Origin of the sequence: Paracoccus hibiscisoli, from assembly GCF_005048265.1 — a bacterium.
GTDB classification, from domain to species: Bacteria; Pseudomonadota; Alphaproteobacteria; order Rhodobacterales; family Rhodobacteraceae; genus Paracoccus; species Paracoccus hibiscisoli.
The window spans coordinates 1-12,101 of sequence record NZ_SUNH01000009.1 but is presented as its reverse complement, the minus strand read 5'-3'; the positions used below and the strand labels follow the sequence as shown (position 1 = coordinate 12,101).

The window sequence follows — 12,101 nt, the reverse complement described above, 5'->3', positions numbered from 1 at the left end:
GGGCAGGTCCTTGGCAGTTGCCGGGCCAGCCTACAGGACCGGGCGCCGCCTGCAACCTCAGCCCAGGGCGGTCCGGTCCCAGATCGCCGTCAGCGAGCGGTTGCCCACCCGCAACAGCCGCGCCCGGATCGCCGCCAGCGCCGCCATGTCGCCGCGTTCCGCCGTGCTGCCCAGGTCCATCGCCACACCCGCCAGCGACAGCAGACCGATCTGCCAGGCCAGCCGCGACATGCGTTCGGCCTGCGCCACCGCCTGCCCCATGTCGCCCGCCTGCAGCGCCTCATCCACCGTCGTCAGGGCGGCCGCCAGCTGTTCCAGTGCCAGCCCGATGACGTGCTGGGCCGCCGTCTCGCCCAGCTCGGTCACGATCTCTGCCACGCGACGGCTGTCCACGCGGACCACCTCTGATACAGCCAAAGCCGATATTTGTGCCATCCGCACCTCCGAAGGGATCTGTCCCCGCACGGGCCGACCATGGCGCCTGTCGGTGAAGAAACCCTTGAGCGGGACCGCATAAAAGGCTCGAATTTGTCTCAACTCCGGCCTATCACGCTGGCAGAAAGCGAGGTGCCAGATGCACAACCTGTCTCCGTTGCCGCAATATCTGATCAAGCGCTATCACGGCTGGAAGGCGACGTCCTACACCGAGAACGCCGCCTGGTTCCGCCGCCTGGCCACCGAGGGCCAGCGTCCGCGCGCGATGGTGATTTCCTGCTGTGACAGCCGGGTTCACGTCACCAGCATCTTCGGTGCCGATTCGGGAGAGTTCTTCATCCACCGCAACATCGCCAACCTGGTACCCGCCTATGCCCCCGACGGGTTGCAGCACGGCACCTCGGCCGCGGTGGAATATGCGGTGGCGGCGCTCAGGGTGGCGCATCTGATCGTGGTCGGCCACACCAATTGCGGCGGCGTGCAGGGCTGTCACGCGATGTGTTCGGGCGCCGCCCCCGAGCTGGAGGAAAAGACCAGCTTTGTCGGTCGTTGGATGGACATCCTGCGCCCGGGATACGACCGGGTGAAGGACCTGCCCGCCGAGGATCAGGTCAGCGCGCTGGAACGCGAGGCCGTGCTGGTGTCGCTGGAGAACCTGCTGACCTTCCCCTTTGTCCGCTCGGCCGTCGAGGCCGGAGAGATGTCGCTGCACGGGCTGGTCCATGACATCAGCCAGGGCACGCTGCTGCAGGCAGAGGATGGCGGCCGGCGGTGGGTGTCAATCTGACCCGTCAGGGGTCGGGCCGTCAGCGGATCACCCGGGCCGGACAGACCGCGGTGATGCCCCTGGCCTGCGTGTCGATGCGGTCCCGCACGGCGGCATGATCGGAAACGGCGCAAAGACGGGCGCCGACAGCATGAGGGCGGCGATGGCCCTTGCCACGCCGCCCCCCGCAATCTGGTCTGACGCGGATCAGCCCTTTTTCAGCACCCGGTTGCCCAGCAGTTCCGCGATCTGGACCGCGTTCAGAGCCGCGCCCTTGCGCAAGTTGTCGCTGACGCACCACAGGTTCAGGCCGTTTTCCACCGTGCCGTCCTGGCGGATGCGGCTGATGAAGGTCGCGTAATCGCCCACGCATTCGACGGGGGTGATGTAGCCGCCGGGCTCGCGCTTGTCGATGACCATGACGCCGGGCGCCTCGCGCAGGATGTCGCGGGCCTCGTCCTCGTCCAGGAAGTCCTCGAACTCGATGTTGATCGATTCCGAATGGCCGACAAAGACCGGGACGCGGACGCAGGTCGCGGTGACCTTGATCGACGTGTCCATGATCTTCTTGGTCTCGACGACCATCTTCCATTCTTCCTTGGTCGAGCCGTCTTCCATGAAGACGTCGATCTGCGGGATCACGTTGAAGGCGATCTGCTTCTGGAACTTGTTGGGGGCCTTTTCCTGACCCGGCACGTACATGCCCTTGGTCTGGTCCCACAGCTCGTCCATGCCATCCTTGCCGGCGCCGCTAACCGATTGATAGGTCGAGACAACCACGCGCTTGATCCGGGCGCGGTCATGCAGCGGCTTCAGCGCCACGACCATCTGCGCGGTCGAGCAGTTGGGGTTGGCGATGATGTTCTTTTTCGCATAGCCGTGGATCGCCTCGGGGTTCACCTCGGGGACGATCAGCGGCACGTCGGGGTCGTAGCGATAGAGCGAGGAGTTGTCGATCACCACGCAGCCCGCGGCCGCGGCCTTGGGGGCGTGGATCTTGGTCGCGTCCGATCCGATGGCGAACAGGGCGATGTCCCAGCCGGTCCAGTCGAACTGCTCGATATCCTTGATCTTCAAAGTCTTGTCGCCAAAGCTGACCTCGGTGCCCTGGCTGCGGCGCGAGGCCAGCACGGCGATCTCGTCCACGGGGAACTGGCGTTCCTCCAGGATGTTCAGCATTTCGCGGCCCACATTGCCCGTGGCGCCGGCGACGACGACTTTGTAACCCATTTCGGGGGGACTCCTTTTTCTGCGGTCCGGGGCGTCTAGCGCAAAAACGCACGCAACGCCAGCGCGCGTTGCAATCCGGCACGGCGCAACACGCCCGGCACGGCGGTGCGGTCCCAGCCAGCGGGGCCTGGTAAAACCGCCCGCACCGGGGATGCACGCCCGATGCACCGGGCGTGCACAGGGTGTACACCGCTTGCGCGCGCAGCAATGCCCGCGCGCGCAACGGTTGCCTCAGAAGCGCAGACCCAGGCCCGCGCCGACCGTCGCCTGAGAGCCCGCATCATGGCCGATGCGGCTGTCCAGCGTCACCCAGGCATCGGCCTGGTCCGACAGCGCCGTGCTGGCCGAAAGGCCCAGCCGGACAAAGTTGCGGTCCTGCCCGTCCAGCGTCACCTGACGGTCGGTGCCGGACGCATCGGTCACGCGGATGCGCGAGGGTGCGCCTTCGGCCAGGTCATGGACCAGCGCGCCTTGCGCGGACAGCGCGACGGGGCGCCCCGCCAGGTCCAGATCGGTGCCGACGCGGCCGCCCAGCTGGACCTCCAGGCTTTCGATGGCCTGGCCCGCATAGGTGACGGCGCGACGGTCGCCCGAGCCTTCGGAAAAGCCGCCGATCCGGGTGCGGCTGTAGTCCAGCCCCACGACGGGGCCGTATGTCACGCCCGTGGCGGTGGCATAGTCGCGCCCCGCCTGGACCCGCGCGCCCAGGGTATAGGCATTGGTCGACCAGTCGAAATCGCGCGCGACGATGGTCGCCCCCAGCCCCGAGCGCAGCACGAAGTCGCGCGTGCCCTCCAGGTCGGACTTGCCCCAGCTGACCGCACCCACGACCCAGTCGTCGTTCATCGTATAAGCCGCGTCCAGCGACAGCTGATAGGCAGTCGATTCCAGATCATCGCCGCTGCGCAGGTCGTCGCCCGTGCGCGCATAGGCCAGCTGGCCGCCCAGCGACAGGCCGGGCGCCGCCTGATAGGCCACCCCCACCCGCGCCATCAGCGCCGCCCCGCCATCGCGGCCAAAGGTGGCGCTGCTGTCCGGCGTGGCCAGCCCCTGCACCGCGATGGAGGGCGTGATCTGCCCGATGGCGCCGTCGGCCCCCAGACGGTCGCGGGTCGCGCGCAGCGACAGCGCCGCCAGGTCGGCCTGCTGACGGGTGGCCAGATCGGCGATCTGCGCCGCCGACAGGGCCGCATCCTGCGACGAGGCGATCAGGTCGGCGCCGGTCTCCTCGACCAGCAGGCGGGTCAGGATGCGGGCATAGTCGCGCATGCGCTGTTCGAACCGCTCAGGCCCCAGGGCGGCCAGCAGGAACTCCCAGTTGTCCTCGACCGGGTCGTGCCAGGTCGCGCCGCCGGGGATCGCGGGGTTGTCGGTCTGGGTATAGCCGTCCAGATCGCCCAGATCCCAGTTGGTCGATTCCAGCCACAGGATCGGGATGCCGTAACCCTCGAACACGGCGGCGTCCGAACAGCAGCCGGTGTTGATCGGATAGTCCGGGTTGCGGCCCGGATTGCTGCGCAGGTCGATGCCCATATCGCGGGCGATGTCCTGCGCGCGGGACCACAGCGACAAAAGCGCCGGGTCGTCCAGATATTCGGTCCCGGCATGGGCATACATGAAATCGCCGGTGATCAGGCTGTCGATGTTGATCATGCCGGCCATGTCGTCGCGACGCTCGCCCAGTGTCTGGACGTAATGGGCGGCGCCCTGCAGGCCGACCTCCTCGGCGCCGAAGGCCACGAATTCCAGGCCCAGATCGGTGTCCAGCCCGGACATATGGCCGGCCAGTTCGGTCAGCACCCCCGCGCCCGAGGCGTTGTCATCCACCCCCTGCAGGTCGGGCGAGGTGCCCGCCGTGTCGAAATGCGCGCCCACGACCAGAAAGCGGCCATCCGCCCCCGGCATCGACACGACGAGGTTCTGCGACGGGCCAAGCGTCGCCCCCGTGCGGCGGTTGGTGGCGATGAAATCCTGCCGCGTGACGGCATTGCCGCCAAAGGACAGCCGCCCGCGCATGTATTCGGCCGCGTTGAAAAAGGTCGTGCCGCTGTCCGGGGTGCCGGTGAAGCGGCCCGGATAATCCAGCGCCAGGCTGCGCATGGTGTCATAGCCATAGGCGCCGAAATCCTGTGCCAGCGCCGGGGTGGCGCAGATCAGCGCCGTTGAGGCCAGGGCGGCCTTGAGGGTGGTCATGGGTTTCTCCCTGTCTGCTTGGTGCCCCGTTCTGGGGAAGCGGACAGGATTGCACAGCATGCAGGCCGCGCAAGGGCTGTCTAGCGGATCAGCGTCAGACGGTGGTCGCGCTGCAACAGATCGGCCACCCAGGCGGCCTCGGCTGCGAAATCATGCGGCACATCGGCGGCCGCGCGCCGCCCCGACAGCGACAGGCTGGCGAAGAAGTCGAAGCCATACAGCGTCAGGCTGGCCAGGTCGCTGCGCAGCAGCAGGTCGATCATCATGGCGCCGGTCGTGGGCGGCGCGCCCAGCCTGCCCGCCAGCAGGTCGATATCGGCCAGCGGGTGCAGGTAGAATCCGTCGCTGGAGGCGCTGGCCCAGTCCAGCCGCTTGCGCTTGGGCGACATCCACAGGATTCGGCCCGGCGCCAGCCGCGCGCGGTCCGCGTCGGGCAGGCGCGTGGCCAGCGCCAGCCAGTCGGTGCGCGTGCCGTGGCTGGCGGCGTCGGGCATCGGCGCGCGGTTGATGCGGATGACGCGGTCGGCGGCGTCGATCTGCGCCCCATGCGCCTGGTCGGCCAGCGCGCGGGCATTGCCGATCAGCGCGACATGCTGCCCGCTGAGGTCGGCCAGCAGCGCGGATTGCGGCACGGACAGCGCCGCCAAGGGCGCGTCGCGGCGCAGCAGGCGCGCGGTAGCAAAGGCCAGGCGGTTCACAGAAGCGACCGATAGACGGCGGTGATGGCCTGCGCCTCGGCCTCGATCGCGTGGTTGGCCGCGACATGGGCGCGGGCGGCCTGACCGGCGGCGGCCCGGCCCGCATCGTCGTCCAGCCAGCGGGCCAAAGCGGCGGTCAGGGCGGGGGCGTCGTCCTTGGGGACCAGACTGCCGGTCTGGCCGTCGCGGATCAGCGCCTCGTATGCGCCGACGCGGGCGGCGACGGTGGGGACGGCGCAGGCGGCGGCCTCCAGCGGCGTCAGGCCGAAGCCCTCCCACCGGGCGGGGGCGGCGAACAGGTCGAGGGCCTGGTAATGCGCGATCACCTGCTCCCACGGCAGCTCGCCCAGGAAACGGATGCGGTGTTCCAGCCCGACGGCCTTGATGCGCGCCTGGAGGTCGTCGGCAAAGGCGCGGTTGTCGGGGGTGATGCGGCCGGTAAAGACGATCTGGGCGCGCGGGCGGGTGGGCAGCAGGTCCAGCCCCGCCTGCACCAGCAGATCGACGCCCTTCTGCGCGCGGATGCGGCCAAAGCAGCCGATCAGCACCGCGTCGGGGTCCAGGCCCAGCCGCGCGCGCAGGGCGGCGCGGTCGGGGGCGGGGTGGAACACGTCGGTGTCCACGCCGTGCAGGATGACGGTCGCGGGACGCTCCAGATAGCTGGCGGCCTGGGGCGAGGTCGCGATCAGCGCGTCCTGTTGCCGGATCAGCCAGCGGGTAAAGCCGGTGTGCTTGCGTTGCGCGGCGGAGGTGAACAGCAGGCGGTATCTGCGGCGCAGCAGGCGGCGCAGGATCAGGCCCAGCGCCATTTCCGTGTTGCGGCGCGCGTGCCAGACGCGCCAGCGGTCGCGGGGCAGGGTCGCCGCGCGCCATAGCGGGATGTGGGGGATGTCGGCGGGCAGGCCGGGGCCGGTCGCGCGGATGTCGATCATTCGCGCCTGCACCGGGATCAGCCGGACCACCGTCGCCGTGACGCCCGACAGGCGGCGTTTCAGGTTCGGTGCGACGATCAGCGGATCAGTCTGGGTCGGGGGCATGGGCGGGTGCCTCGGGCGTCAGGAAATACAGCAGGAACCCGATCGCCAAGGGGATCAGGAAGAACAGCCACAGCATAGCGAAGGCCTGCGCCGGAGGGTAGGCGCCCTGCGCCGCCGCATAGACCGGCCGCGAGGCGAATTGCATCACCCCCACCCCGCCTATCGACATCATGTTGAGGAAGGTCATGCCCCGCCCCACAAGATGCGGTGGCAGAAACCCCCGCCCATGCGCCATCAGCAGCGGATAGGCCGAGCCGAAGAAACCCAGCACCACCAGCAGCACCGTCACCACCGCCAGCGGCAGCGTGGGTTGCAGCACCATCACCCCCATCACCGCGATCATCACCGCCGAAAAGATCATCACCGCGCGCCGCGCCCCTCCGGCCAGCCGCGCGGCGGGCCCGACCGCAAAGCTGCCCGCGACCATCGCCAGCCCCATGGCCAGCGTCACGCGGCCGATCTGGGTGGCGTCGGCGCCATGCACCTCGGTCAGCCAGGGGGCGGCCCACAGGCCGCGGATCGCCGCCGTCACCGCATAGTTCACCCCGAACAGCGGCAGGATGAACCACAGCCCGCGCAGGCGCAGGATCTGGCCGATGGACCCCTGCGGATGGCCCGCGCCCAGCCGCGCCGGGTCGCGCACCGCCGCCAGGACCAGCGTCGCCACCCCCAGCGTCACCACCGCCAGCCCCCAGAGCGTCTGGCGCCAGCCCGCGGCCTCGATCACCCAGACCAGCGGCGATGCGCCCAGGATGTTGCCCAGAGAGCCGAAGCCCACCAGCATCCCCGCCAGCGCGCCAAAGGCCGCCTGAGGATATTCGCGCGCAAAGATGTAATACGGCCCCATCAGCGCCGGCGAACAGCCGATGCCCAGCAGCGTCATGGCGACATGCAGGTGCCAGGGCGCGGTGGCCAGCGCAAAGACCACCGCCCCCCCGGCCCCGCCCAGACCCATCAGCCAGGCCACCGTGCGGCGCGGCCCGAACCGGTCCAGGGCCGCGCCCACCGGCAGCTGCATGGCGGCAAAAGCGATGAACCACAGCCCCGAGGACAGGGCCAGATCGCCCGGCCCGGCCCCCACCTGATCCTGCAGCACCGGCGCCAGCACCGCCAGAAACGCCCGATAGAATTGCGACAGCATATAGGCCAGCACCAGGCTGACCAATCCGGCCTTCAGCATCACGACGACCCTCCGTTCCCCGGCGGCACGCTGGGGCAAGCGCGCGGAATCTGCAAGATGTGCAAATCACCGGCGGCCCCGGCGTCGCGCCGGGGCATCACCGTCAGGGGGATATCGGGCAGGGGTTACTGTGCGGGGGCGTCCGTTCCGGTGTCGGCATCGGCTGCGGCCTCTGCGGCGGCGGCCTCGGCCAGGCCCGGCGTCACGGGCTGGGTGCTGCCGCCCATGCCCTCCAGCCGGGCGATCATCTCGGGGACCTGCGGGCCCAGGCGGTCGCAGGCATCGGCCTCGGACATCACGGAAAAGGCGGGGCGGACATAGTCGCGGTCATAGCTGACCGGGTCCAGGCCAAGCCGTTCGGTCAGCGCATCGGTGGTGCCGGCCATCAGCTGGAATTCCGGGCCGCTGACATCATGTTCGGGGCATTCGGCGGTGATCACGGTCATCTGCGCCAGATCGTGCGCCAGCGCCTGCGCCGCGTCATCGGACAGGCCGGACACGTCCGGCAGCGGCACGACCACCCGGTCGCCCGGCACCCCGTCCGAGGTCTGCGCCAGGGCAGGTTGCGTCAATGCCGTCGCGGCGGCGATCATCAGGGCAGTCCAACGGGTCATCACGGTCCTCGTGCGCAGTCACGGTCGGCGGACAGGGTCGGCCAGCGCGCCGCAGGGTGCAACCCAAACTGTCGTGAGCGGGGGCGGGAATCTTGACCGCGCGTCAGGCGGGGTCTAACCCGGACCGGCAGCCCGCCCTGTCCCCGGCGGGCACCTGAAGGAGGGATCATGTCCGACCGCTATTCGCTTCTCATCCTGCCCGGCGACGGGATCGGCCCCGAGGTCATGGCCGAGGTGGTCAAGGTCATCGACTGGTTCCAGGCGAACCGCGGCATGGCGTTCGACGTGACCCACGATCTGGTGGGCGGCGCGGCCTATGACGCGCATGGCGTGCCGCTGGCGGATGCGACCATGGCGCGGGCGCAGGCGGTGGACGCGGTCCTGCTGGGCGCGGTGGGCGGCCCAAAATACGACGTGCTGGATTTCAGCGTCAAACCCGAACGCGGGTTGCTGCGCCTGCGCAAGGAGATGGACCTGTTCGCCAACCTGCGCCCGGCGCAGTGTTTCGACGCGCTGGCCGATTTCAGCAGCCTGAAACGTGAGGTCGTGGCCGGCCTGGACATCCTGATCGTGCGCGAGCTGACCTCGGGCGTCTATTTCGGCGAACCGCGCGGCATCCATTCCGACGACAACAACCCCGAGAACGAGGGTGGCCGCGTCGGCATCAACACCCAGCGTTACACCAGCGGAGAGATCCGCCGCGTGGCCCGCGCCGCCTTCGAGCTGGCCCGCGCGCGCGGCAACAAGGTCTGTTCGATGGAAAAGGCCAATGTGATGGAATCGGGCATCCTGTGGCGCGAGGAGGTCACCTGGGTGCATCAGAACGAATACCCGGATGTGGAGCTGTCGCACATGTATGCGGACAATGGCGCGATGCAGCTGGTGCGCGCGCCGCGTCAGTTCGACGTGATCGTGACCGACAACCTGTTCGGGGACATCCTGTCTGATGCGGCGGCGATGCTAACCGGGTCGCTGGGGATGCTGCCTTCGGCCAGCTTGGGCGCGGTGATGCCCAACGGTCGCCCCAAGGCGCTGTACGAGCCCGTCCACGGATCGGCCCCCGACATCGCGGGGAAGGCGCTGGCCAACCCCATCGCCTGCATCCTGTCCTTCGCGATGGCGCTCCGCTATTCGTTCGGCGAAGGTGCCGCGGCCGATCAGCTGGAGGCCGCGGTCGAGCGCGTCCTGGCCGATGGCGTCCGCACCGCCGACCTGATGGGCCCCGAAGGCGGCACTCCGGTCAGCACGTCGCAGATGGGCGACGCGATCATCGCCGCGCTGGAGGCCTGATTGGCGCTGACCGGCAACGTCAAAGGCGCGCTGCTGCAGCTGGCGGCGATGGGCCTCTATGCCACGCATGACGTGATCATCAAGACCCTGGGCGCGTCCTATCCGGCGTTGCAGATCCTGTTCTTCGCCTCGCTGCTGTCCTTTCCGCTGGTCAGCATCGTGCTGATGCGCGACCCCCAGCCGGGCACGCTGCGCCCCAACAACCCCGGCTGGGTGATCCTGCGCACGCTGTGCGCGGTGGTGGCGGGGGCGGCGGGGTTCTATGCCTTTTCGACCCTGCCGCTGACGCAGGTCTATGCGATCCTGTTCACGACGCCCCTGCTGATCACCATCCTGTCGATCCCGCTGCTGGGGGAAAAGGTCGGGCTGCACCGGTGGGCGGCGGTGGTCGTGGGCCTGTCGGGCGTGCTGATCGTGCTGCGCCCCGGCGGGCAGGAGCTGCAGCTGGGCCATGCCGCCGCGATGGCGGGTGCGGTCGCCAGCGCCATGGCCGCGGTCATCATCCGCCGCCTTGGCCGGGCCGAACGGCCCATGGTGCTGATGATGTGGCCGATGCTGGGCAACTTCTTCGCGACCGGCGCGGCCCTGTCGATCAGCTATGAGCCGATGGAGCTGATCCACCTGGCGATGACCGGCATCATCGCGGCCCTGGGCCTGATGGGCGGGTTCCTGGTCATCATGGCCTATCGCGCCGGAGAGGCCGCGATCGTGGCGCCGATGCAGTATTCGCAGATCCTCTGGGCGACCGCCTATGGCTGGTTCCTGTTCGGAGAGGGGGTCGACCCCGCGACCCTGCTGGGTGCGGGGGTGATCATCGGGTCCGGCATCTACATCGTCTGGCGCGAAAGCCGCGGCGGCGTCAGCGCGAACCGCCCCGCCACCAGCGCCCGCCTGCGCACGGAAACCGTGACAGCGCCCAAATCCACGATCCTGCAAAGATTGTGGCCCCCCCGCAGCTGAGGGCTTGCATTCGGACAGGCGGCGCGCTAACTGCCCGTCCTACGGTCGGAGCGTAGCGCAGCCTGGTAGCGCACCTGCTTCGGGAGCAGGGGGTCGGAGGTTCGAATCCTCTCGCTCCGACCATTTTCCCGATGTTGTGGATTGCCACTGAAGTCTTCCTCAAGTGGCCACTACTCTTCCTTTGCGGCAGCAAGGCTGACGTAAGGCTCGAAGAGTTTTCGCTCGCGCCTCCAACCGGAGGTTCTATCGAGGACAGCCGTCAGCTAATGTCGCCGCACCAATCGTGGGGCCAGTAGCATGGGAAGAAACGATCAGAAGCCTGAAAACACGAAGGCACAGCACGAGCAGCCGCTGGCAAAGCGCATCGCTGCCTTACAGGAAAGGGCAAGACCGCGCGGCAGCGAGCAAACGCTCACATCGGCCGAGCTGAAGGCGTTCATGGATGATCAATGGGGCGAAGGTGAGGACGAGGATCGCTTACCCAAATCGCCTATCAGGTCACCCGCTTACAATTTCGGCCGATTGGAGCCGTTCGAGGCCTGAGGGATGCCGTAGTGCACCTGCCCCGAATCGGACGTCGGCGCTTGGTGCAGCGGAATCGAGGTGGCACAGTCTACTATGCTGGACGGAGTTGCCAATCGTTAGGCGTTGTTGCAGAACTCTGACCTTCGAGGATTCACATTTGTGAATCTATGCGGTTAGACGGTCCGCATGAGCAAGCCATCACCCGCCCGCTATCGCACGACGAACTGGTCTAGCTACACAGCCTCGCTTCGCAAGCGCGGGTCGCTGCTGATCTGGCTGGACAAGGACCTGTCCTGGCTTGCGCCGTTTGATGGCAAGCCCGGTCGCCCTGCCGTGTTCTCTGATGCAGCGATCCAGTTCTGCTTGACCATCAAGGTCCTGTTCAAGCTGCCGCTCCGGCAAACCACCGGGATGGTCGCCAGCCTGCTGAAGATGGCGGACCTAGATTGGACCGTACCGGATTACACGACCTTGTGCCGGAGGCAAAAGACGCTCGCCGTCCAAATCCCGTATCGGCGCGTCGACGGCCCGCTGAACCTGCTGGTGGACAGCACCGGGATCAAGTTCGTCGGCGACGGCGAATGGCAGGCCCGTAAGCACGGCGTTCAGGGTCGGCGCCAGTGGCGCAAGGTCCATCTGGCCATGGATACGGCCACTTCGGACATCCGGGCAGTAGAGTTCACTCCCAGTAGCGACGGCGACAGTCCGGTCTTGCCGGAACTGCTCGGTCAGATCCCCGAGGACGAAGAGGTCGGCACGGTGACCGCTGATGGCGCTTATGACACCCGCCGCTGCCACAACGCTATCATCGACCGGCAGGCCATCGCTATCATCCCCATCCGCAAGAACGGCCGGCCCTGGAAAGAGGATTGCCCGGCAGCGACTGCCAGAAACGAGACCCTCCGCGCCACACGGCACTACGGCCGGGCATTCTGGAAGCGCTGGACAGGATACCACGTCCGAAGCCGGATCGAGGCGAAGATGCGGTGCCTCAAGGCCTTTGGCGAACGCATCAACGCAAAAGACCCGGACCGCCAAACCGCCGAAATCCAAATCCGCATCGCACTCATGAACCGCTTCTCGGCCATCGGAACGGCCGAGATAGTCCGCGTGGACTGATGACAACGGGGAAAGGGGGCATCACGTCTCACGCGTGAGTTACGCAACAACGCC

At 68.0% G+C, this 12,101-nt stretch carries 12 protein-coding genes and 1 tRNA gene; 6 read left to right on the top strand and 7 right to left on the bottom strand.

Annotation, left to right across the window (positions count from 1 at the left end):
* Positions 1-57 precede the first annotated feature (57 nt).
* The gene (locus tag FA740_RS07120) at positions 58-393 is read right to left on the bottom strand and encodes a hypothetical protein (RefSeq protein ID WP_246053507.1); all 336 of its coding nucleotides are present in this window, start codon (positions 391-393) and stop codon (positions 58-60) included.
* Between the two features lie 181 nt (positions 394-574).
* On the opposite strand from FA740_RS07120, the gene FA740_RS07115 reads away from it, so the two are divergent.
* The gene (locus FA740_RS07115; protein WP_136856080.1) at positions 575-1,222 is read left to right on the top strand and encodes a carbonic anhydrase; all 648 of its coding nucleotides are present in this window, start codon (positions 575-577) and stop codon (positions 1,220-1,222) included.
* A gap of 186 nt (positions 1,223-1,408) precedes the next feature.
* On the opposite strand, the gene FA740_RS07110 is transcribed toward FA740_RS07115, so the two are convergent.
* The 6 genes from FA740_RS07110 to FA740_RS07085 form a co-directional block, all read right to left on the bottom strand.
* Positions 1,409-2,431, bottom strand: coding sequence for an aspartate-semialdehyde dehydrogenase (locus FA740_RS07110; RefSeq protein ID WP_136856079.1), 1,023 nt, complete (start codon positions 2,429-2,431; stop codon positions 1,409-1,411).
* A 231-nt stretch (positions 2,432-2,662) separates the two neighbouring features.
* Entirely contained in the window at positions 2,663-4,624 is a 1,962-nt protein-coding gene (locus tag FA740_RS07105) for an autotransporter domain-containing protein (RefSeq protein ID WP_169306244.1), read from the bottom strand.
* 80 nt (positions 4,625-4,704) lie between these two features.
* Positions 4,705-5,322, bottom strand: a complete 618-nt coding sequence (locus FA740_RS07100; protein WP_136856077.1) for a glycosyltransferase family 29 protein — start codon at positions 5,320-5,322, stop codon at positions 4,705-4,707.
* Entirely contained in the window at positions 5,319-6,359 is a 1,041-nt protein-coding gene (locus tag FA740_RS07095; protein WP_136856076.1) for a glycosyltransferase family 4 protein, read from the bottom strand. The genes FA740_RS07100 and FA740_RS07095 overlap by 4 nt, the downstream gene beginning before the upstream one ends.
* Positions 6,340-7,539 carry an MFS transporter gene (locus tag FA740_RS07090; RefSeq protein WP_420873138.1) on the bottom strand — a complete coding sequence of 400 codons (1,200 nt, stop codon included), beginning with the start codon at positions 7,537-7,539 and terminating at the stop codon, positions 6,340-6,342. Before FA740_RS07090 ends, FA740_RS07095 begins: the two co-directional genes overlap by 20 nt.
* 125 nt (positions 7,540-7,664) lie before the next feature.
* On the bottom strand, positions 7,665-8,153 hold the full coding sequence (locus FA740_RS07085; protein ID WP_136856074.1) for a hypothetical protein: 489 nt from the start codon (positions 8,151-8,153) through the stop codon (positions 7,665-7,667).
* A 168-nt stretch (positions 8,154-8,321) separates the two neighbouring features.
* Between FA740_RS07085 and leuB the strand changes: the two genes are divergently transcribed.
* The 5 genes from leuB to FA740_RS07060 all read left to right on the top strand — a co-directional run bounded on the left by leuB (position 8,322) and on the right by FA740_RS07060 (position 12,047).
* A complete protein-coding gene (gene leuB / locus FA740_RS07080) occupies positions 8,322-9,443 on the top strand; it encodes a 3-isopropylmalate dehydrogenase (RefSeq protein WP_136856073.1) in 1,122 nt (373 codons plus the stop codon).
* A gap of 6 nt (positions 9,444-9,449) precedes the next feature.
* Positions 9,450-10,403, top strand: coding sequence for a DMT family transporter (locus FA740_RS07075; protein WP_136856211.1), 954 nt, complete (start codon positions 9,450-9,452; stop codon positions 10,401-10,403).
* Positions 10,404-10,449: 46 nt separating this feature from the next.
* A tRNA-Pro gene (locus FA740_RS07070) sits at positions 10,450-10,526 on the top strand.
* 174 nt (positions 10,527-10,700) lie between these two features.
* Entirely contained in the window at positions 10,701-10,946 is a 246-nt protein-coding gene (locus tag FA740_RS07065) for a hypothetical protein (RefSeq protein ID WP_136856072.1), read from the top strand.
* Between the two features lie 168 nt (positions 10,947-11,114).
* Positions 11,115-12,047: an IS5 family transposase gene (locus FA740_RS07060; protein ID WP_136856071.1), complete on the top strand. Its 933-nt coding sequence runs from the start codon at positions 11,115-11,117 to the stop codon at positions 12,045-12,047.
* The last annotated feature ends 54 nt before the right edge of the window (positions 12,048-12,101 follow it).

Coding starts and splice junctions, on each gene's coding strand:
- FA740_RS07105 (WP_169306244.1), bottom strand. CDS start 4,624: ATGACCACCCTCAAGGCCGCCCTGGCCTCAACGGCGCTGATCTGCGCC.
- FA740_RS07090 (WP_420873138.1), bottom strand. CDS start 7,539: ATGCTGAAGGCCGGATTGGTCAGCCTGGTGCTGGCCTATATGCTGTCG.
- FA740_RS07095 (WP_136856076.1), bottom strand. CDS start 6,359: ATGCCCCCGACCCAGACTGATCCGCTGATCGTCGCACCGAACCTGAAA.
- FA740_RS07065 (WP_136856072.1), top strand. CDS start 10,701: ATGGGAAGAAACGATCAGAAGCCTGAAAACACGAAGGCACAGCACGAG.
- leuB (WP_136856073.1), top strand. CDS start 8,322: ATGTCCGACCGCTATTCGCTTCTCATCCTGCCCGGCGACGGGATCGGC.
- FA740_RS07110 (WP_136856079.1), bottom strand. CDS start 2,431: ATGGGTTACAAAGTCGTCGTCGCCGGCGCCACGGGCAATGTGGGCCGC.
- FA740_RS07060 (WP_136856071.1), top strand. CDS start 11,115: ATGAGCAAGCCATCACCCGCCCGCTATCGCACGACGAACTGGTCTAGC.
- FA740_RS07115 (WP_136856080.1), top strand. CDS start 575: ATGCACAACCTGTCTCCGTTGCCGCAATATCTGATCAAGCGCTATCAC.
- FA740_RS07085 (WP_136856074.1), bottom strand. CDS start 8,153: ATGACCCGTTGGACTGCCCTGATGATCGCCGCCGCGACGGCATTGACG.